The 17,240-nt window shown below is 56.3% G+C and carries 20 protein-coding genes; 6 read left to right on the plus strand and 14 right to left on the minus strand.

Features of this window, described 5'->3' with window-relative positions:
* Window positions 1-3: 3 nt before the first annotated feature.
* From DHN60_RS05950 to DHN60_RS05970, 5 genes are read right to left on the minus strand one after another with little or no spacing between them, the layout of a single operon-like run.
* Window positions 4-399, minus strand: coding sequence for a PTS sugar transporter subunit IIA (locus tag DHN60_RS05950; protein WP_108836380.1), 396 nt, complete (start codon window positions 397-399; stop codon window positions 4-6).
* 3 nt (window positions 400-402) lie between these two features.
* A complete protein-coding gene (gene rapZ, locus DHN60_RS05955) occupies window positions 403-1,290 on the minus strand; it encodes an RNase adapter RapZ (RefSeq protein ID WP_108836381.1) in 888 nt (295 codons plus the stop codon).
* Entirely contained in the window at window positions 1,287-1,700 is a 414-nt protein-coding gene (locus DHN60_RS05960; protein WP_234423543.1) for an HPr kinase/phosphorylase, read from the minus strand. The genes rapZ and DHN60_RS05960 overlap by 4 nt, the downstream gene beginning before the upstream one ends.
* A gap of 18 nt (window positions 1,701-1,718) precedes the next feature.
* Window positions 1,719-3,407: a sensor histidine kinase gene (locus tag DHN60_RS05965; protein ID WP_108836383.1), complete on the minus strand. Its 1,689-nt coding sequence runs from the start codon at window positions 3,405-3,407 to the stop codon at window positions 1,719-1,721.
* A gap of 44 nt (window positions 3,408-3,451) precedes the next feature.
* The gene (locus DHN60_RS05970) at window positions 3,452-4,153 is read right to left on the minus strand and encodes a response regulator transcription factor (protein WP_108836384.1); all 702 of its coding nucleotides are present in this window, start codon (window positions 4,151-4,153) and stop codon (window positions 3,452-3,454) included.
* A 342-nt stretch (window positions 4,154-4,495) separates the two neighbouring features.
* On the opposite strand from DHN60_RS05970, the gene DHN60_RS05975 reads away from it, so the two are divergent.
* Entirely contained in the window at window positions 4,496-6,094 is a 1,599-nt protein-coding gene (locus DHN60_RS05975; RefSeq protein ID WP_108836385.1) for a phosphoenolpyruvate carboxykinase, read from the plus strand.
* 20 nt (window positions 6,095-6,114) lie between these two features.
* On the opposite strand, the gene DHN60_RS05980 is transcribed toward DHN60_RS05975, so the two are convergent.
* Window positions 6,115-6,831 (minus strand): hypothetical protein, encoded by a 717-nt coding sequence (locus DHN60_RS05980; protein ID WP_108836386.1) that lies wholly within the window; start codon window positions 6,829-6,831, stop codon window positions 6,115-6,117.
* A gap of 98 nt (window positions 6,832-6,929) precedes the next feature.
* Window positions 6,930-7,865: a LysR family transcriptional regulator gene (locus DHN60_RS05985; RefSeq protein WP_108836387.1), complete on the minus strand. Its 936-nt coding sequence runs from the start codon at window positions 7,863-7,865 to the stop codon at window positions 6,930-6,932.
* A gap of 142 nt (window positions 7,866-8,007) precedes the next feature.
* On the opposite strand from DHN60_RS05985, the gene DHN60_RS05990 reads away from it, so the two are divergent.
* The 5 genes from DHN60_RS05990 (at window position 8,008) to DHN60_RS06010 (ending at window position 12,576) form a co-directional block, all read left to right on the plus strand.
* Window positions 8,008-8,367: a helix-turn-helix domain-containing protein gene (locus DHN60_RS05990; RefSeq protein ID WP_108836388.1), complete on the plus strand. Its 360-nt coding sequence runs from the start codon at window positions 8,008-8,010 to the stop codon at window positions 8,365-8,367.
* Window positions 8,368-9,050: 683 nt separating this feature from the next.
* Window positions 9,051-10,739, plus strand: a complete 1,689-nt coding sequence (locus DHN60_RS05995) for an acyl-CoA dehydrogenase family protein (protein WP_108836389.1) — start codon at window positions 9,051-9,053, stop codon at window positions 10,737-10,739.
* 101 nt (window positions 10,740-10,840) lie between these two features.
* The gene (locus tag DHN60_RS06000) at window positions 10,841-11,437 is read left to right on the plus strand and encodes a LysE family translocator (RefSeq protein ID WP_108836390.1); all 597 of its coding nucleotides are present in this window, start codon (window positions 10,841-10,843) and stop codon (window positions 11,435-11,437) included.
* A gap of 225 nt (window positions 11,438-11,662) precedes the next feature.
* Window positions 11,663-12,187 (plus strand): TetR/AcrR family transcriptional regulator, encoded by a 525-nt coding sequence (locus DHN60_RS06005; RefSeq protein WP_108836391.1) that lies wholly within the window; start codon window positions 11,663-11,665, stop codon window positions 12,185-12,187.
* A complete protein-coding gene (locus tag DHN60_RS06010; RefSeq protein WP_108836392.1) occupies window positions 12,187-12,576 on the plus strand; it encodes an META domain-containing protein in 390 nt (129 codons plus the stop codon). Before DHN60_RS06005 ends, DHN60_RS06010 begins: the two co-directional genes overlap by 1 nt.
* Here the strand turns inward: DHN60_RS06010 and recO are convergent.
* From recO to DHN60_RS06045, 7 genes are all read right to left on the minus strand, one after another.
* Window positions 12,560-13,285 (minus strand): DNA repair protein RecO, encoded by a 726-nt coding sequence (gene recO, locus DHN60_RS06015; RefSeq protein WP_108836393.1) that lies wholly within the window; start codon window positions 13,283-13,285, stop codon window positions 12,560-12,562. The two genes, DHN60_RS06010 and recO, sit on opposite strands and share 17 nt — an antisense overlap.
* A gap of 1 nt (window position 13,286) precedes the next feature.
* Window positions 13,287-13,616 (minus strand): DUF1491 family protein, encoded by a 330-nt coding sequence (locus DHN60_RS06020; RefSeq protein ID WP_108836394.1) that lies wholly within the window; start codon window positions 13,614-13,616, stop codon window positions 13,287-13,289.
* 60 nt (window positions 13,617-13,676) lie between these two features.
* Window positions 13,677-14,585, minus strand: coding sequence for a GTPase Era (gene era, locus DHN60_RS06025; RefSeq protein ID WP_108836395.1), 909 nt, complete (start codon window positions 14,583-14,585; stop codon window positions 13,677-13,679).
* Complete coding sequence (rnc, locus tag DHN60_RS06030; protein WP_108836396.1) at window positions 14,582-15,268, minus strand: ribonuclease III; 687 nt, start codon at window positions 15,266-15,268, stop codon at window positions 14,582-14,584. Before rnc ends, era begins: the two co-directional genes overlap by 4 nt.
* Complete coding sequence (lepB, locus tag DHN60_RS06035; RefSeq protein ID WP_108836397.1) at window positions 15,265-16,089, minus strand: signal peptidase I; 825 nt, start codon at window positions 16,087-16,089, stop codon at window positions 15,265-15,267. The genes rnc and lepB overlap by 4 nt, the downstream gene beginning before the upstream one ends.
* 86 nt (window positions 16,090-16,175) lie before the next feature.
* The gene (gene acpS / locus DHN60_RS06040; RefSeq protein WP_108836398.1) at window positions 16,176-16,589 is read right to left on the minus strand and encodes a holo-ACP synthase; all 414 of its coding nucleotides are present in this window, start codon (window positions 16,587-16,589) and stop codon (window positions 16,176-16,178) included.
* Window positions 16,586-17,206, minus strand: a complete 621-nt coding sequence (locus DHN60_RS06045; RefSeq protein ID WP_255415559.1) for a LysE family translocator — start codon at window positions 17,204-17,206, stop codon at window positions 16,586-16,588. Before DHN60_RS06045 ends, acpS begins: the two co-directional genes overlap by 4 nt.
* Between the last annotated feature and the right edge of the window lie 34 nt (window positions 17,207-17,240).

The raw sequence follows: 17,240 nt of genomic DNA on the forward strand, positions 1-17,240 counted from the left end.
AATTTATGTGTCTGCACTTATGTTTTGGCTGTCGATGTACTTTTTTCCAGCATCCAAGGCCAACCGCACAGCATCCGCGACCTCCAGTTGGCGGCTTTTGGCGAGTTTGATAAGCATTGGCAAGTTTGCACCATAAAGGATGCGGCGGTTCTGTGGACGACAGGCCAGCAGGCTCAGGTTTGACGGCGATCCGCCAAAAAGGTCTGTCACGACCACGACACCATCACCAGTATCAACGGAATCGGCGGCCTTGCAGATCTCCAGTTCTTTATCGTCTCTGTTGTGATCGGATTCTATGGTGATCGCGCGCATGCCGGGTTGGCGCCCAACGACATGTTCGATGGCACGTAGATATTCGCCCGCAAGGCCCCCATGGGCCACGATCACGATGCCGATCAAGCTTCAAACCTCTTTGCGTTTATGGCGATCCAGTTCGCGGTGGCGAATAGACACCTGCCAGCCCGCCTCTGCAAGGGTTGCACCCAAGGTTTCGGCCATTGCGACGGAACGGTGTTGCCCGCCCGTGCAACCCAAGGCAACCGATAGGTGCGATTTTCCCTCAGCCAGATAGGCCGGCAGCAGCCAAAACATCATCTCACACAGCTTTGACTCAAATTCGGCTGCGCGCGGATCAGTCCAGATGTGATCGCGTACTGCAGCATCCTGCCCGGTGTTGGAACGCAGGGATGGTTCCCAAAACGGGTTTTTGAGAAATCGACAATCAAAGACCATATCGACCGATCGTGGGAGGCCGCGTTTGTAGCTGAAACTCTGCACTGAAACGGCCAATTGGCTGTGATCCCCTTTAGAAAACCAGTGCTCAACTTCGGCACGCAATTGATGGACATTCAGATCAGACGTGTCGATCAGGATATCTGCGCCAGACTTCAACGGCTCAAGCAGCGCCATTTCGCGCTGAATGCCTGCCTCCACCTGATCCGCTTCTGCCAAGGGATGGCGTCGTCGTGTCTCAGAAAACCGTTTCAGCAATACGTCTGTGTTGCAGTCAAGGTAAACAAGCTCTGGCACAAGCCCCGGGACAGCAGAAATCAGACCAAGGGCGTCCATTACCGAACTCACCGAGAAGTCGCGGTTGCGAGGATCTATCCCCAATGCGACTGGTTTATCCGGGATCGGGTTTTCGAGCAGGGCTGGGATCAGGCGCAAGGGCATGTTGTCTATGGCCTCATAGCCCAGATCTTCAAGAGCGCGAATTGCGCTGGACCGGCCAGATCCGGCAGGGCCGGTCACCAATACAAGGCGGCGTGCATCTGGATTGGCTGTGGTCATGACGGTTCTGCTCGCCCTTCTTTGAGGCACTGAAAGATCGCCGCGGGCCACGCGGCGCTGGCCACACTGTGCAGGCAAGGCCGCTCCAAACCAAGTAGAGTGACGGAATGACGGTGCGGCAGACGGTCACGTTCATGCTGATCGAGATCAACGGCAAGCGTGATTTCGACCTCCGTCGTATCTGCTTGCAACAGTCCGACCCCACGCGCTTCTATCAAACCTTTAATCGACGCCGGAGCGGACGCCCAAAGCCCCTCGTCACGACGCGCAAGTTCGGTCTGATCGTCCGAGATGAGCGTGCAGCCAAACGCCATAAGCTGCAATCCGAGCGAGGATTTTCCGCTGCCCGACCCACCCATGATCAACAGGCCGCGCCCATTCAGTGCGACAGACGTGGCATGTATGAGCATGTGTTCGGCCATCGCCGATCAGACCGGCAAACCCACGACAAAGCGCGCACCAAGCGGCTCAGAGGTAATGTCGGCATCTGTCGGGCGAATGTTTTCGGCCCAGATCACACCGCCATGCGCCTCGACAATTTGTTTGGAGATCGCCAGTCCTAGACCGGAGTTGTTTCCAAAGTGCTCGTCGGGACGCTGCGAATAAAAGCGTTTGAAGATCTTGGTGAGGGCCTGATCCGGAATACCTGGCCCCGTATCTTCGACAACAACCAACACGCGGTTTTCGCGTTTGCGGGCCCAAATGCGAATGGCGTCGCCATCTTCGCAAAACGAAATCGCATTGGTGATCAGGTTAACAAACACCTGAGCCAGACGCGCTTCGAGCCCCTGTACTTCGATCGGCGTCGCCGGCAGATCAGAGATAAATTCAATCCCCTTGCCGCGTGCGTCTTCACCCAGGTACTCGCTCAAGTTTCCAAGCATATTGAGCAGGTTAAATGGTTCTTCTTCTTCTTTAACCAGCTCGCTGTCCAAACGCGACGCATTGGAAATATCGCTGACCAGGCGATCAAGGCGACGCACGTCATGATCAATCACATCAAGCAATTTCTCGCGCTGATCTTCTCGCTTTACCATGCGCAAAGTTCCAACGGCCGAGCGGAGAGACGCCAGCGGGTTCTTGATCTCGTGGGCCACGTCGGCCGCAAACTGTTCGTTGCCGTCGATGCGGTTGTAGAGCGCCGCAATCATGCCACGCAGTGCGCCGGATAGGCGTCCGATTTCGTCAGGACGGGCCGTCAGGTCGGGGATACGAATGCGGCCAGGGTTAACTTTGCGCGCATTCTTGTCGCGACCAAGTTCAGCCGCAGTCGCAAGGTCGGACAGGGGGTTTGCGATTGTGGAGGCGAGCACGAGGCTGAGGCCAATCGAAACCAGCGTAGCTATAACGAACATCTGCAAAACGCGTTCACGTTCGCTGCGCACCATTGCGTCAATCTCACCCGAGGCACTGGTCAACGCGACCACACCAACGGCCGTGCCACCCTGCTCGATCGGTGTCACAACACTGAACAAAGCGCCGCCTGCGCCATCAAGCGCCTCGCTGACTTGCGTTTCACCGCTCAAAGACCGGGCAACGAGCGGGCGCAACTGTTCTTCAATCGCCGGCGGTGCCGTCGGCTCAGATGCAAAGGGCCCCGAGATCGTGTTCCACAGCCAACTTAGCCCATCGGTCAAAAGAGCCATTTCGTCACCGGCTTCGGGCTCAAGTCGACCCGAATAAAGCGTGCCCTGGTTTTGAGCAATCAGCGTGTTGGCAGTGTCAAAAACGAAGACCTCGTGGCCGCGACGTAAATCCAGTTCGGCAAGGGTCGCCTTCACATCAACCCCATCGCCAGTGGCAAGGTTGACAGGCGCGCCAGCAGGCAACTGCGCTTCAACAACGTCAGCAACCAGTTGAGCCTGCGCCACAAGCGCTGCAATGCGCTGCACCGCAAGGCTGTCGCGGGTCGAGTTGAGGTAAAGGATGCCCGCAACGAGAACGTTAAGGGCGATCAGGTTGAAGGTGATGATCTTGCGTGCCAACGGCGAGCCGCGCAGCGAAATAATGCTGCGCCGCGCGCGGTCATCACGCAATTCGGAAGAGGCTGCCGTTTCCGGTGCAACCCAGTCTTCCCCAAGCACGACGTCCCCGTCGTGCGATGGTGGGGTTCTCATGTCTCGCAAGAACGTCCCCTCAGCCTATGCCAATTCTGGCGGCTTTACTCTTCGTTGTAACGATAGCCGATGCCGTAAAGCGTCTCAATCGCGGAAAACTCGTCATCAGCACTGCGCATCTTCTTGCGCAGACGCTTGATGTGGCTGTCGATGGTGCGATCATCCACGTAGACTTGGTCGTCATAAGCGACGTCCATCAACTGATCGCGCGACTTTACAAACCCCGGACGCTGAGCAAGTGCTTGCAACAGCAGGAACTCCGTGACCGTCAGCGACACGTCTTTGCCCTTCCAGGCGACTGCGTGGCGCAGCGGGTCCATCCGCAAATCACCACGTTCCATCACCTTGGTTTCTTCGGTGTCACCGACAATATCACCAGCAACAGCATCTTGGCGACGCAGCAGCGCGCGAATACGTTCAACCAGAAGACGCTGAGAAAACGGTTTCTTGACGTAATCGTCCGCGCCCATCCGAAGGCCGAGAACTTCATCAATCTCATCGTCCTTGGAGGTGAGGAAAATCACCGGCATCGTCGTCTTCTGACGCAGACGCTGCAACAAATCCATGCCATCCATGCGTGGCATCTTAATATCCAGAACCGCCATATCTGGCAGACGCTTGTTAAAGGCATCCAGTGCGGCCTGCCCGTCATTATACGTCTCGACCTCAAAACCTTCGGCTTCAAGAGTCATCGATACCGACGTCAGGATATTCCTGTCGTCGTCCACCAATGCAATTTTTGACATTGCCCGTTATCCTTGTGCTGCTCTTTATTATGTTTTTTTGCCATTCTTCCGGTTTTGGCCTTTCGAATCAATCAATAACTACGAATCAGTGTCCAAAAGTACCCGTACTGTCGCCAGAAAATGGTTAGGAATGGCTAAATTGCCGCACATTCCACTTATGCGACCCGCCTGACCCACACTGTTTGCGCAACCTTGGGCCATGATGGCGCTAACTCCTCCAAGGTGACTGTTCACCTTTGGAATCTGCATGTTAAGACCCTGAGACAGCGGCCTACCGGCCTTGCCGGACCCTAGGCCACCCTCTGAAACGCAACGCCTCAGCGCGACATCAGGAGCACTCACATGACATTTGGACGGGTTAACCCGAACTTCCGCCTCGACGACCAAGGAATAACGGGGCTGGGCAATGTCTATTACAACCTGATCGAACCTGCGCTGATCGAAAGCGCACTGTCACGTGGCGAAGGCACGCTGGGCAAAGGCGGTACATTTCTGGTCACAACGGGCAAATTCACGGGCCGATCCCCAAAGGATAAACACGTGGTCAACACGCCCAGCGTTGCTGATCACATCTGGTGGGAAAACAACGCGTCCATGTCGCCCGAGGGGTTTGACGCTCTCTATGAAGACATGCAGGCCCACATGCAGGGGCGTGACTATTTTGTTCAGGATCTCGTAGGCGGCGCTGACCCAAGTTATGCGATCAATGTGCGCATGGTCACAGAGTTGGCATGGCATGGTCTGTTCATTCGTCACCTATTGCGCCGCCCCGACGCCGAAGACATCGCCGAATTTGTTGCTGACTTCACCGTGATCAACTGCCCGTCCTTTCAGGCGGACCCGGGCAAACATGATTGCCAATCTGAAACGGTGATCGCGATGAACTTTGATCGCAAGCTGATCTTGATTGGCGGCACAGAATACGCCGGCGAAAACAAGAAATCGGTGTTCACCCTTCTGAACTACCTGCTGCCTGAACGTGGCGTGATGCCCATGCACTGTTCAGCCAACCATGCGCACGGCAATCCCGTGGACACGGCTGTGTTCTTTGGCCTGTCCGGTACAGGTAAGACGACGCTGTCCGCCGATCCGGGTCGCACTCTGATTGGGGACGACGAACATGGCTGGTCGGATCGTGGCACATTCAATTTCGAAGGCGGATGTTACGCCAAGACAATCAACCTGAGCGCCGAGGCCGAACCGGAAATCTACGCCACAACCGAGAAGTTCGGCACAGTGATTGAAAACATGGTGTTTGATAAGGACACCAAAGAACTGGATTTCGACGATGACAGCCTCACGGCGAACATGCGTTGTGCGTATCCGCTCCACTATATCTCTAACGCATCCGCGTCCGCCCTAGGAGGGCATCCAAAGAACATCATCATGCTGACATGTGATGCCTTTGGCGTGCTGCCCCCAATCGCGCGGTTGTCCCCGGCGCAGGCTATGTATCACTTTCTGTCCGGGTTCACCGCCAAGGTTGCTGGCACAGAGCGCGGCGTGACTGAACCACAGCCAACATTCTCGACCTGCTTTGGCGCGCCGTTCATGCCGCGCCGGCCAGAAGAGTATGGCAAGCTGTTGCAAGATAAGATCGCCAAGCACGGGGCGTCCTGCTGGCTGGTCAACACCGGCTGGACGGGTGGTGCATACGGGACGGGCAGCCGCATGCCGATCCGTGCCACACGTGCGCTGCTTACCGCAGCGTTGGACGGGACCCTTGCTGCCGGAGAGTTTCGTAAGGATGCGAATTTCGGATTTGACGTGCCGGTGTCCGTGCCCGGAGTGGCTGACATCTTGTTGGACCCACGCCGTACGTGGGATGATGGCGCGGCCTATGACCGCCAGGCAACAAAGCTGGTCGATATGTTTTCAAACAACTTCGAACAGTACCTCCCCCATATCGATGACGACGTTAGAGCGGCCGCCATCGGTTAAGTGAAGCAACGCCCAAGCAACTACGCTGCCTCCGGTTGAGCCTCCTTCAATGGAATGTCCAGAAGATACTCCAAATCTTCACGGCTATTGTAGGCGAGGAACGTATCGATTGGGCCGTCGCGACCTTCGACAACCCACTTCAATGCACTCGGTTCAAGATGCAGATACCCAATCCTTGCTGCGAACCCTTTGAATGCGACGATGTTAAGGATAAACCCGTAGATCCAGTCGGGATCCCACTGGCGCATCATCTCCAACATACCAGAACGCCCAAGGACAGGAGCAAGACCCACGCCACGATATTTGCCGCGCTCTGGCGCTACCCAAAATTCGCCATGATACGCTACCGTCCCTGCGATTCGGTGCGTACCAGGCGTGGCACGAAAACGTGAGTGTTTGAGGTCTACACCTTTTAACGGCGGCGGGAATGACCGGAAATTGCGCAACAAATAGCTACTGAGGGGTCGACCGGACAACTGGACACGTTTTGCGGCCTGTGTGTGGATCAGTTCGCCGTCTTTGCTGCGTCCAATCATCCAAAATGCATTGGATTTTCCCAGTTTGTGAATCTTCGGATCAAAGGGAGCACCTAGTTTTTGCGCCGATCGTTCCTCGGCCACAAGTTCAGCATATTCTTCAAAATCACTACCAATAGTGAGTTTGATCCCTTGCGCCACCAATATGTCGCGGCTAGTCGCAATAAATGGTGCCGCATTTCCCGGAAACTGAATCGTCATAGGTCTTCTCCTTGGCCACGTTACTGGCAAAGTTAAGACAAAATTTTAAAAAATACCCGAAAATAACTCGCGTATTGGTGGTGTATTCAAAATTATTGTTACCGGGCGTCCGTGGCAATCACCTCAAATATGGCTTTATCAGGGTCAAAATCGGGCGGATCAATCGGGGTGATGGCGCCGCGCTGCTCTTCGTTTAGGTCAGATATATTCACATCAGAGGTCGGTACCACCAACGTGATTACCGCCAAAGTTTTGTCGGGAAAGAAGCCAGCCATCATCAAGCGCTGATAGACCAGTGTTACCTGTTTTTCATCGTCTCGCTTGGGCATTCTGGTAAACACATGGTCCAAACGGGCCGACTGCGTTGTCTGGATGTCATGAAATGATTGGTACAGTAGGCGACCAAATTCCTCGCCCGCGGGAAGCTGCGCAATTGGGCGCCCGATACTAGATCGGGCATAGTCACGTCCAAACCAGTTTACGTAAGCAGATTTCTCACCGAATTCGACGCAAATCCAACCGGCATCACTGTGCCGATACACCATCAGGTAGGGGCGAACATGTGCTAGGCGAGGGTTTTCGATTTCGCAAGATGACATCATCCACGCACGATATGTCTCGCGCAGCAACAATGAATCGTCGTTCCAAATATCGCCCAATGCTTGTTGCTGCTGGAAAAACACCCATTCCCCCTCCTCTGCCTTCAGGTACTGAAGTGCACCATGTGACCCGGACTGCCCGCGTGACCAGACCTTGGCGCGAGCGATCAGATCTTTAGCTTCAGGCAACGCAGCTTCACCGGCACTGGTTAACTCATAGCGGCGATCTTTGATCCAAAAGAGTTTTTCGCCGCGCAACTCCTCAAGTTGTGCAATATGACGTCGCACAGTCTGCCGAGTGCTGTTCAATTCTGTAACCGCATGAGACAGATTCAGAGTCCGAGCCAACGTGGTAAATGACCGGATCATCTCAAACAGCAGGGGCTGGTTATATGTCGCTAGATTTCCGCTCGGTTTGTTCATATCAAATATCATGGATGATCAGCAATACATCTAAGTTACACAAATAATACAGCGATGCAACATTGACGTGTACTATATGTACAAATCTAGTCAATTGATCCGAATTGCAGTTTCGCCGATCACGGGTAGGCAAACAACCAGAGGTAACCAGTTCATGTCCCATCCCGTAGATGTTCACGTTGGAAAACGCCTGAAACAAATCAGAACGCTGCGCCGCATGTCGCAGACTGATGTCGCCAAACGGCTCGACCTGTCTTTTCAGCAAATCCAGAAATACGAAATCGGTTCCAACCGAGTCGCAGCCAGCCGGTTGTTTGAATTATCTCGTATTTTGGACGTACCAACATCATACTTCTTCGAAGGTATCGTAGAACCAGACGCGGCGACCAACCGCGACAACAGCCTTGATATCGTCAATGCACTGGCTGCAATCGAAGACGAAAAGATTAAGTCGCGCATCGTTACATTTATCGAAGATGTGTCTGGTTTGACTGTCGCGCGCCGCGCTTCCTAAGGCGTCAGGGACCTTCTGATCGGGTTCATCCCCACAAAAAGCAGTACCCAAAGTGTTGCTTTTTGAACACCGCCTGATCGATTTGGTCCGACACTTACCCGCTCAGCAATTGCCCCACGAGGGCAAGCGCGCCCAGCGCACCGCTGGGCGGGAGTGTCCCCCAAAAAAACTTAATGGCTCGACATGAGCAATCGCTCCAAAGCAGCGATCCTTTCCCCGAAATCCTTGCATTGCCGCCGCAAATCCAAACGCCATCTGGCCAGTTGGAACACTGCCGGCACCACAGCGAATGCAGGAATCAGGGCCTACAATTCGTGGATGAGCAACACTGCCACCCGTTGCGCAGCCCGATTAGAATCACCGCTACTACAGTTGTTGATCTCAGAATCGTGGCGCCGCCGCCATTTCAAGCCAGATTCCTTGTCCCGAAACCCGTGCTCGATTCTCCACCAGCGACGGGGGAATCAGACGGGAAGTGTAAATTTTGGTTCAATAGAAGAGAGCACCCCCTAAATCACCATCATCGCCAAGGCAAAACGGGCAGCGCTTTTAAAGGGGTCGCCACCCGCGGCGGACATCATGCACGCAATAATAGTACAATTAGACGCACTCACATGAATTTAAGTTGCGCTGCACCTGCAAACTAGTTAGGACGACGCAAACCTAAGACGAGGAACCGAACCATGGCACATGATGGACAGGAAATGGGCGCCGCAACCCCGGTTTTGCTGGACGATCTGCTCGCCCTGACAGGCGCGGCCATTGCTCCGGTCGAGGCAATTACTGAACTCGCGCGCACCAAATTACGTGAACAGCTCAGCGCCGATGGTCGTGTGTCTTCTCGGCTTGTCGAAGAAAACCAGACAGCCGCTCATGGTTTGGCTTGGCTTGCCACCTACGCGCAGGCGCTGCGGCAAATGCACAACTGGGCATCCGAGCTCGAATCACAGTCAAAATTTGGCGAGGTCGAGGCGCTGATTCTCCAAATCACGTTCGGCGAATACCTGTGGCAGATCTATGGCGGCCTGCAAATGAACCAGGGCGAGATGCTGCGCCCACAGGACATGGGCCTCACCCAGGACGACATGCGTGCCATGATGGAACCCGCGGTCATGACCCTGACCGAAGGTGGCAACACGCAAGCGGCCCGTTTGCGCCTTGTCGAACTCATGCAAGAACGCAGCGCCGAAATCACCGTCGGCGCGAGCGGTCTGGACGAAGAACTCGAGATGATCCGGGACCAATTTCGCCGCTATGCGGTCGAAAAGGTCGAACCCTTCGCCCATGACTGGCACCTCAAAGACGAACTGATCCCGATGGAAGTGATCGAAGAACTTGCCGAAATGGGCGTCTTTGGACTGACCATTCCCGAAGAGTACGGTGGCTTTGGTCTGTCAAAGGCATCAATGTGTGTAGTCAGCGAAGAGTTGTCGCGCGGTTACATCGGCGTCGGATCGCTCGGAACCCGATCCGAAATCGCGGCCGAATTGATCATCGCAGGTGGCACTGAAGAACAAAAAGCCAAGTGGTTGCCGCGTTTGGCCAGTGCCGAAACGTTGCCAACGGCTGTGTTTACTGAGCCGAACACAGGTTCTGATCTCGGCGCGTTGCGCACGCGCGCGGTCAAGGATGACAACGGCGACTACACCATCACTGGCAACAAAACCTGGATCACCCACGCGGCCCGCACCCAAGTGATGACGTTGCTGGCGCGCACCGATCCTGACACGACCGATTACAAGGGCCTGTCCATGTTCTTGGCCGAAAAGACACCCGGCGATGATGCAAACCCCTTTCCCACTGATGGCATGACAGGTGGCGAGATCGAAGTTCTGGGCTATCGCGGAATGAAGGAATACGAGCTTGCCTTCGATGGGTTCAAAGTCAAAGGCGAAAACCTGTTGGGTGGTGAAACTGGCAAGGGCTTCAAACAGTTGATGGAGACGTTCGAATCCGCCCGCATCCAGACAGCGGCCCGTGCAATCGGCGTTGCACAATCCGCGCTCGATATCTCGATGCAATACGCTCAGGACCGCAAGCAATTTGGGAAGTCCTTGATCAACTTCCCTCGTGTGGCCAACAAGCTGGCGATGATGGCAGTTGAGATCATGGTTGCGCGGCAACTGACCTATTTCTCGGCCTTTGAAAAGGATGAGGGGCGACGCTGTGATGTCGAAGCGGGCATGGCCAAATTGCTTGGCGCTCGGGTCGCGTGGGCTGCGGCGGACAACGGGCTGCAAATCCATGGCGGCAACGGCTTTGCGCTGGAGTACAAGATTTCCCGCGTGCTGTGTGACGCACGGATCCTGAATATCTTTGAAGGGGCGGCCGAGATTCAAGCGCAGGTCATCGCGCGCAGGTTGCTTGGTTAGGCGCAGTCATTTCCCGACAACGGAACATGTCACGGAAACTCAATCGAGTTTCCGACCCGCCCTTTGATTGACGCAGTCGAGAAAACCTCCACAGTGCGGTCATGCTGACCTTTGCCGCTGCCGTCTTTTTTCTGATCATCACACCTGGCCCAGGCGTTCTATCCGCCGCTGGTGTTGGCGCAGCCTATGGGATGCGTTCTGGCCTGCGATATGTGCTTGGCCTGTTCATCGGCAACAATCTGGTCATTCTGGCTGTCGTATCAGGCCTTGCCGCGCTGGTGCTGGCCAACCCACTTGTCCGCACTGTGTTGTTCGTACTGTCCACCGCCTACCTGCTGTATCTGGCCATGCGGATCGCCCTTGCTGGATCAAAGCTTGCCTTTGCACCCGCGCAAAAGGAACCCGGCGTACTTGCGGGCATCCTATTGCAGCCGATCAATCCCAAAGCTTACGCAGTGAACACCGCGTTGTTTTCAGGGTTTGCTATTATGCCGGACGCATTGGTTGCCGAAGCGGTCTGGAAACTGCTGATCGTGAACGCAATATGGGTGCCAATCCACGTGATCTGGGTCTGGTTTGGGGTTCGGCTGAAGGCGCTTGACCTCGCACCCGCGCGCCAAAAACTAATTAACTTTGCGATGGCCGCGTCGATGCTTTTGGTCGTCGGGCTGGCCGTCTGGTCGGAACTGACCAGCTGACGGACCACAAAAACCGGACAGGCCGACAGCGTTCTCTTGGGTCCGAATCCAACAAGCGTACCCCAAATTAACGCTACTCAAAATCATGAACACCGCTCTCATCTGGATTGGAAGTCGCCTGTAACATAGGCGAATCCGCGTTTCAGATGTGCGAACAAGCGCCCAAATGGGCGCCCTGCGCGGCTTTGTGTTGCACTGCAGCATACTTGGACGTATCGCGGTGGTATGGGCAAAACTCCTCTCTCCCCCGCCGCATGGATCGAAGCCGGTCTGACGCAACTGACAGCCACAGGGCCGATGGCGCTTCGAGCCGAGCCGCTGTCGCGCCACCTCAAAACATCCAAGGGATCGTTTTACTGGCACTTCAAAGACGTTCCTGCCTTTCAGGCCGCATTGCTGGCCGAATGGAAGAACCGCGCCATGGCCCAACTGGCCGAAGATGCGAGCATGGACGGATCAGACACTGACAAGATGATTCGGTTTGGCCAAAGCGTACAGGGTGACAAAGCAGGACCGGCGCTGCGCGCTTGGGCCCAATCCGACAAATCCATTGCCAAGACCATTGCGGCAGTCGATGACGCACGCCTCAAACAACTGATTGGCCTGATGAAAACCATCGGTGTGACCAATGAAGACTTTGCCAAGGCCGCTTATGGGGCGCTCGTGGGTCTGAAACAGATGAAAAGCGACGATGGCGACGCACTTGTCGCCTTTGCTGCTCTTGTTGATCTGGTGATGGCACTCAAGTGATGCGCTTGCTTGCGGCTGCCCTGCTTGGGCTGATCCCAGCCTGTCAATCGGATGAAACCGTGGCCGCTTATGGTGGAGCGGGTTCGACATGGACACTGGTGGAGTTGGACGGTGCTCAGTTTGCACAACGTGCCACGCTTGTGTTCGGAGAAGACGGACAAGTATCGGGGCAGGCACCGTGCAACGGATTTACCTTTACCAACGGCGTGCCCTACCCTTGGTTTGAAACAGGTCCGATCGCGGCAACCAAGATGGCCTGTCCGAACCTTGAGGCGGAAACCACATTTTTCACCACTCTGAGCGCTATGACACGGGTTGTCATCGCCGAAGGTCGGATGGTCATGGCCAATGATGAGGGCGGTGAGATGGTGTTCACAAGGTCCGAGTAAACGTATCCACAAACCGGGCCCGGGCATCCGGCAAAGGCTTGTTGCCCAAATCAGCCGCGAGGTGGTTGTTGAGGAAGTATCCTGTCGTTTCTAACGCCTGCGCGACCTCGGTATCTGGCGCATCGCCTAAACCCCGCAGCACATCAGGCAAAGGCAGCAAACGGTTTGCCCACGTCCCGGCACCTGTGCGCGACACAGCCCGTCCCGTCTTGGGTGATACATAAGCCAAATCCTCAGTTCCACCGGTCACAGCACACGCGCTCAGATCAAGACCAAAACCCATTTCTTCCAGCAAGGCTACCTCCCATCGCAGATAGGCCAGTGGCCACACGTCGTTCTGCCCCAGCAGGTCCAAAAGTTGCTCGGTTCGGCGATAGAGCGGTCCATGCGCCTCGCGTTCGGGCAAACAAAAACACAGAATGCTGGTGACCGCATTCAACCCCGCCAGCGCCAATCGATCCCCCATCACAATAGCAGCGCGACTGCGCACAGGCTCGACCGTAAAGGACCCGATATGATCTTCAAGCCGGGCACGCCAAGCGACATCCAACTGAGCGCCGGGTTGAAGGATCGGGGCAACCTTGCGGCTGGTGCCTCCGCGCACAACCCCCGCGTGGCGGCCCTTTTCCTCGGTGAATACGTCAATGATGGCACTGGTTTCTCCGTGGCGGCGCACGCTCAGCAATATCGCCGTGCCACGCCATTCCATCTCAGGCCAGCCCGTCCTGATCGAGCAGATGGCGACCCTCGCGGTCCTCGACCTCAATCACCCACAGGTCAGGATCAAAGCCACGCTGACGCGTTACAGCTGCATCAACGTCCCCCTCAAGACCACTGGCCAATTCCGCCCAGACGCGCGTATCCGTCATCAGATCAAACGAGCGTTGATACAGCACGGCCTGCCCATCCAGCGTGTTCAACTTGACCAAGACAGCGCCGCCCGTGTCATCGCCATGCGCCACAACAAAACCCGGAATGTCGGCAAAACGCAGTCGGGCAAGATACGCATCCACCCAAAACCTTGAGGTCAACCGTGCCACACAGTCCCCCACTTCTCTGATTTAAAAAAATCCCCCCCGGAGGGTCGATTGGCAGCTATCTCAGGCATTTCCATCTTTGAAGTTTAGCCCCATTTCGGAATAGCGCTCCGCCTCTTCCTGCCATTTCTCGCGCACTTTTACCTGCAAAAACAAATGCACCTTGCGGCCCAGAAACTCGGTCAACTCTGCGCGTGCGGATTGGCTGACGCTCTTGATTGTCTCGCCTTTGTTGCCCAGCACGATACCTTTGTGGCCGTCCCGACTGACATAGATGATCTGATCCACACGGGCCGAACCGTCCTTGCGTTCTTCCCAATTTTCCGTCTCGACGGTCAATTGATAGGGCAGTTCCTGATGCAAACGCAGAGTCAGCTTTTCGCGGGTCATTTCAGCCGCGATCATGCGCATGGGCAAATCTGCAATCTGATCTTCGGGGTAAAGCCACGGGCCTTCAGGCACCTGCCCTGCCAACCACTGGCGCAATGTGTCGACCCCATGTCCCTTTTCGGCGGAGATCATAAATGTCTCCGCAAAATCAAATTCAGCATTCAGCTTCTCAGCCAGCCCCAGCAAAACAGGGGCTTCGACCCGGTCGATCTTGTTGATCGCCAGTGCGATCGTGCGCCCTTTGCCGACATCTGCCAAGCCTTCAAGGATGCGGCCGACGCCTTCGCTTAATCCCCGATGGGCCTCGATCATCAACACCACGACATCTGCGTCCGCAGCGCCGCCCCACGCCGCAGCAACCATCGCGCGGTCTAAACGGCGGCGGGGTTGAAACAGTCCGGGCGTGTCCACGAATACGATCTGGCTTTCGCCCTCCATCGCGACACCGCGAATACGGGCGCGGGTCGTTTGAACTTTGTGGGTGACGATGCTGACCTTGGCCCCAACCATACGGTTAAGCAAAGTGGACTTGCCCGCATTGGGCTCTCCGATCAGGGCGACGAAACCGGCGCGGGTGCTCATGTGTCTTGCTCCAATTGGGCCAACAGGGCCTTGGCGGCGGCCTGTTGTGCATCGCGTTTCGACCCTGCCGTGGCCGTGGCCGTTTGTCCGCCGTCAAGTTGCGCAGCAATGGTGAACACCGGCGCGTGATCCGGACCAGTACGCGCGGTTTCAACATAGGTTGGCGGGGCAAGGCCCCGGGCCTGCGCCCATTCCTGCAAGGCGGTCTTTGCATCGCGGGCATCTTCTTCGACGCGCGTAATCCGCGCCCCCCAAAGCCGCAGGATCAAACCCCGAGCCGCATCAAATCCGGCGTCAAGATAGACCGCCGCGATCACTGCCTCAACCGCGTCGCCCAGCAACGCCTGCTTGCGCCGCCCACCGGACATCATCTCGGATCGGCCCAACCTCAGTACATCCCCCAAGGCAATGTCGCGGGCGACGTCGGCACATGTTTCTTTGCGCACAAGTGCGTTGAAACGCGGCGCCAACGTGCCTTCCGGCGCGCCCTTATCAGCCTCAAGCAGCGCCTCGGCCATCACCAGACCCAGCACACGATCCCCAAGAAACTCCAACCGCTGATTGTCACCACGCGTCGGTGAAGAGATGGAAGCATGGGTGACCGCCTCGATCAGCAGATCAGGCTTGGCAAAGCTGTGCCCTATGCGCCCCTCAAAGGCTTGAAGGTCCGCGCCCAGCTTCACTCGATCCCCTTAAAGAACCGATCCCCGCGCCATGTCCAGAAGAACAGCATCGAGCGGCCGGCGGACGAAAACACAATGCGATCCGCGCGGCCGATCAGGTTTTCATAAGGCACAAACCCAACGCCCCCGGCCAATTGGGCCAGACGGCTGTCAGATGAGTTGTCGCGGTTGTCACCCATAAAGAAGTATTCGCCCTCAGGCACCCGGAACACAGAGGTGTTGTCAGAACCTTGCACGGTGACGTTCAGAACGACATGAGACGACCCGTCTGGGAGTGTCTCGACAAAGCGCGACTTGGTACAGTCCGCCCCCTGCCCAACCGCACCGCTTTCGCAGCGTGGCGTCAAACCTTGAGGGCCTTGGGGTTCGAACACCTCAGAGAAAGTGCCCGCCGGTTCTTGCGGCAACGGTTCCCCGTTGAGGATCACGACGCCGTCTTGAACCTGAACGGTGTCGCCGGGCAGACCGATGACACGCTTGATAAAGTCCGATCCGGAAATCGGGTGGCGGAACACCACCACATCGCCGCGCTCTGGTTCACCGGCCAGAACCCGCGTGTTGTCACGATCCAAAAATCCGCAGATGGATTTAGCGTCGAGCCCAATCAGCGGGATCGAGGGGCAGGAAGCATAAGAATACCCGTAAGCCATCTTGTTCACGAACAAGAAGTCCCCGATCAACAAAGTCTCTTTCATCGACCCTGACGGAATCCAGAAGGGCTGGAAGAACAGGGTGCGGAACACACCTGCGATCAGCAGCGCATAGACGATAGTCTTGATCGTATCGACGACACCGCCTTCTTTTTTTTCCTTGGCTGCCATCTGGCGCTCCTGCTCGGGTCTGATTTCAAGGGTACATGCGGGTGCCTGCCTGTACTGTCAAGGCGGACACGCCCCGTGACGCTTGTCTAGGTCCGATCTTCAACAATCGGCCGCGCCTCGATCAGCACAAAGGCCTGCGCCCACGGGTGGTCATCCGTAAGTGTGACGTGAATGATCGCCTCATGTCCCGGCGGCGTCATTTCCGCCAATCGCTTTGCCGCCCAACCGGTGACTTGCATAACGGGCTGGCCAGTGCCCAGGTTGCTAACGGCCATGTCTTTCCACGCGATCCCCATGCGAAGGCCGGTGCCCAGCGCCTTCGAGCATGCCTCTTTCGCGGCCCAGCGTTTGGCATAAGTTCCGGGGGTATCGGCGCGCCGCTCGGCCTTGGCCTGCTCAATGTCTGTGAACACACGGTTGCGAAACCGGTCACCAAATCGCTCAAGTGTTTTCTCGATACGCTCGATGTTGGCCAAGTCAGTTCCAATACCAAGGATCATTGCAGGCGCGCCGTCAGTATTTTGATGCTGGCAAAACCAAAGAACCCGGCAAAGGCCAGATCAAACCAGCGGCGCATAGCTGCATAGGCGGCCACGATGCGCGCGTTGGAAAACAGAAAGGCATAACCGATAAAGATCAGGATCGAACCCGCGTAAAGCAGTCCAAAGCACTGAAACACCATCACGGGTGCTGCATCAGCTGGCAGTGCAATCGCATAGATTGACCCCCAGCTGAGGATCGCCTTTGGATTGGTAATGTGGATCGCCGCGCCTTTCAGGAACAGGGAGCGCGCACTGCCCTTGAAGGGCGTTCCTGCCGCGGCGTTCCCACCAGCCCATGCACTTTTGAGCGCTTTGAGCGCGAGCCACGCAAGATAGGCCGCCCCGGCGTATCGGATGATTTCGAACACCCAAACGTGCGTTAGCATGATCGCGGACAGTCCTAGGGCTGCCGCGATTCCCCAACTGGCCGAGCCTGCAAGGATACCGAGCGCGAAGGCCAAGCCCGACCGGCGCCCGGACGCCATCGCTGTTCCTGCGATACCCATTGTTGCGGGCCCCGGTGAACCCCCAGCCAAAAGCCAGGCAATCCAGATAGCGATGAATTCAGGACCCACTTTGATTACCCATCTTGCGCGCGTGCCGGAACAA

The sequence above is a fragment of the Tateyamaria sp. Alg231-49 genome (assembly GCF_900143535.1).
Lineage (GTDB): Bacteria > Pseudomonadota > Alphaproteobacteria > Rhodobacterales > Rhodobacteraceae > Tateyamaria.

What these genes read in the sequence shown, in the direction of transcription:
- rapZ (WP_108836381.1), bottom strand. Translation starts at nt 1,290, where the DNA reads ATGACCACAGCCAATCCAGATGCACGCCGCCTTGTATTGGTGACCGGC.
- DHN60_RS05960 (WP_234423543.1), bottom strand. Translation starts at nt 1,700, where the DNA reads ATGCTCATACATGCCACGTCTGTCGCACTGAATGGGCGCGGCCTGTTG.
- DHN60_RS05965 (WP_108836383.1), bottom strand. Translation starts at nt 3,407, where the DNA reads ATGAGAACCCCACCATCGCACGACGGGGACGTCGTGCTTGGGGAAGAC.
- DHN60_RS05970 (WP_108836384.1), bottom strand. Translation starts at nt 4,153, where the DNA reads ATGTCAAAAATTGCATTGGTGGACGACGACAGGAATATCCTGACGTCG.
- DHN60_RS05975 (WP_108836385.1), top strand. Translation starts at nt 4,496, where the DNA reads ATGACATTTGGACGGGTTAACCCGAACTTCCGCCTCGACGACCAAGGA.
- DHN60_RS05980 (WP_108836386.1), bottom strand. Translation starts at nt 6,831, where the DNA reads ATGACGATTCAGTTTCCGGGAAATGCGGCACCATTTATTGCGACTAGC.
- DHN60_RS05985 (WP_108836387.1), bottom strand. Translation starts at nt 7,865, where the DNA reads ATGATATTTGATATGAACAAACCGAGCGGAAATCTAGCGACATATAAC.
- DHN60_RS05990 (WP_108836388.1), top strand. Translation starts at nt 8,008, where the DNA reads ATGTCCCATCCCGTAGATGTTCACGTTGGAAAACGCCTGAAACAAATC.
- DHN60_RS05995 (WP_108836389.1), top strand. Translation starts at nt 9,051, where the DNA reads ATGGCACATGATGGACAGGAAATGGGCGCCGCAACCCCGGTTTTGCTG.
- DHN60_RS06000 (WP_108836390.1), top strand. Translation starts at nt 10,841, where the DNA reads ATGCTGACCTTTGCCGCTGCCGTCTTTTTTCTGATCATCACACCTGGC.
- DHN60_RS06005 (WP_108836391.1), top strand. Translation starts at nt 11,663, where the DNA reads ATGGGCAAAACTCCTCTCTCCCCCGCCGCATGGATCGAAGCCGGTCTG.
- DHN60_RS06010 (WP_108836392.1), top strand. Translation starts at nt 12,187, where the DNA reads ATGCGCTTGCTTGCGGCTGCCCTGCTTGGGCTGATCCCAGCCTGTCAA.
- recO (WP_108836393.1), bottom strand. Translation starts at nt 13,285, where the DNA reads ATGGAATGGCGTGGCACGGCGATATTGCTGAGCGTGCGCCGCCACGGA.
- era (WP_108836395.1), bottom strand. Translation starts at nt 14,585, where the DNA reads ATGAGCACCCGCGCCGGTTTCGTCGCCCTGATCGGAGAGCCCAATGCG.
- lepB (WP_108836397.1), bottom strand. Translation starts at nt 16,089, where the DNA reads ATGGCAGCCAAGGAAAAAAAAGAAGGCGGTGTCGTCGATACGATCAAG.
- acpS (WP_108836398.1), bottom strand. Translation starts at nt 16,589, where the DNA reads ATGATCCTTGGTATTGGAACTGACTTGGCCAACATCGAGCGTATCGAG.